This is a genomic window from Photorhabdus temperata (assembly GCF_025384845.1).
Classification (GTDB): Bacteria; Pseudomonadota; Gammaproteobacteria; order Enterobacterales; family Enterobacteriaceae; genus Photorhabdus; species Photorhabdus temperata.
In genome coordinates this window covers 1-2,161 of the sequence record NZ_JAJAFX010000155.1, presented here as the reverse complement: position 1 = coordinate 2,161, position 2,161 = coordinate 1, and the positions used below count along the sequence as shown (strand labels likewise).

The window sequence follows — 2,161 nt, the reverse complement described above, 5'->3', positions numbered from 1 at the left end:
CCGGCAGCGTATGATTAATCACCGGCAGGCGGGTGTTGTCGCTGAGGATTTGCAACGCGCGGCTGAGGGGCTGTTCCCCACTGATGACCTGCTCAATGGCGCCGATGGCCTGCGGGATATCGGTAAAATGACGGATATCCAGGTTGTTCATGGCCCCGCGCCAGGTGGCGGTGTAGTCACCTAAGTACTGTTCGGTGATTTGGCGCTGGATTTCTTGCCGGTCGGTCTCGCTGTACTGCACGTTGTGCGACAGATTCAGCACCCAGCTGTCCATCACGGTCAGGTCAATCAGCTGGTCGTCCTGTTTGACGAAGTAGTTGTTCAGGCCGTTCATCGTCAGGAACTGCGGGATAATCAGCTGTTTGTCATTATTGGCGATAAAGATGCTGTCAAAGCTGGGGCCAATCTGGTCACGCAGGTTGAGCGGCGGCGGCAGCGAGTCCTGGGCTTTGATGCGCAGGGTCTGGTACACCCGCTGGTAAATGGAGAGCTGGCTCAGTTCTTGCTGGGCGTTCATCATCGGGCGTTGGTAAGGGGCAAAGCTGCTGATAGCCGCCGGGTTATCCGCCTCACGCGCCGCCCGCCAGTCAGTGTGGTCCAGCGCATAGTCGAGGTGGGTCAGCAACTGTTCCTGTACCTGACGCTGGCCGTTAAAGACCTGACTCCAGCGTTCGCGCATGTACTGTTCTACCAGTGATTTATTGCGGCCGCTGCGGTCTTCCAGCATCCGCATGATGCGGAGGACTTCGAGTTTCTCTTCACTGCCTTTGGCAGCCTGGTTCAGGTCATCCAGCAGGCCATTCATCAGCGCAGGCAGGAAGCGCTGGGACAGCAGTTGCAGGTAGGTGTTTTCGACATACGGGCCGACATCGGAACCTTGATACAGTCCCATATCAGCGAACAGCCCTTTCTGATGGTAATCCCCGTAGGCCAGAGTCGCTTCCCGGATAGGGTTCAGCAGGGGCAACTGTAAGTTCCCGTTGCGGTCTTCCCCTTTGGGTGGGGGAATGGACAGGAAGGTTTTGGCCTGTGCCAGCACTTCTTCACCGGCCCGATAGTTCTTCTGATAGTTATCGTGCCAGCCTGCCCACAGCGCCAGGGCGACTGCGGCGCCGACGGTGGAGAAGGCCAGGAGTTTGCGGCGGTTACGGCTTAACCACAGGCGGTTTTCTGCCGCCAGATTAGGCTCGGCCAGCAACACGTCTTCAAACAGCGAGCGGGTGAAGTAGGGGGCGGTATCAGCCACCGGCCAGGTCGGAAAGGCCTGTGGCCCCAGGTGATACTGCACGGCGGCAGACTGGGTAAAGATGTCGTCCATCTGGCCGATTTGTCTGGACGAGGTGAGATAAACGCCGCGCAGTCCGGGCTGTGCCGGGCCGCCATTGTAGAGAATACCCTCCAGCAACTGGATCAGGTAACTGTGCAGTCCCTGTATCTGACGGGTGAAACTGAACAGCGGGCTGCGCTGGTTGATATCCACCTTGTTGAGCATCATGTCCGGCATCGCGGCATTGAGCTGCTGCATCCACTGGTGCCAGAACTGCGCCAGCTCAGTACGCCAGCTGTGTTCATCATGCGCATTCAGGCTGAAGGTGACGCCCAGTATCTGTGTGCGTTGCGGCTTGTCCAGCGACTGGAACGCCGCACTGAATCCATGCAGCAGATCAAGTTTGGTCAGCACCAGATAGAAGGGGAGGGGGTTGTGCAGGGTTAACCGCAGATCTTGCAGGCGCAGATGGAGCGCAGCAATATACCGTTCGCGTTGCGCTTTGTTGTCGGTCAGTAAACGATGGGTGTCCACCGTCAGGATAATGCCGTTGAGGGGCTGGCGCTGACGGTTTTCGGTCAGCCAGGTGAGCAGGGATTGCCACAGGCGGGCGGGCAACTGCGGTTTGCTGGTGTCTGACGGCGATATCTGGTCGATAAGAAAGCCGTCCGGGTCAATGATGACGGCTTTTTCCCCCAGCCAGCAGCGCAGGTGCAGGGGGTGAGCCTCTTCCCCTTTATGGCTGTCCGGGAGGGCAATGTCAGTCAGTTTGTAGCCTTCCTGAATCAGCGAGGTTTTGCCGCTGCCGGTATTGCCCAGCATCAGGTACCAGGGGCGCTGGTAGAGGTAATGCCAGGTGCCGAGATGGCGCTGTAACCGTTCTTTCCAGTGATT

At 58.3% G+C, this 2,161-nt stretch carries 1 protein-coding gene; it reads right to left on the bottom strand.

Annotated features, from left to right (window positions below):
• A partial coding sequence (gene tssM / locus LGZ99_RS24160) for a type VI secretion system membrane subunit TssM (RefSeq protein ID WP_262979819.1) occupies window positions 1-2,161 on the bottom strand: 2,161 nt, incomplete at both ends.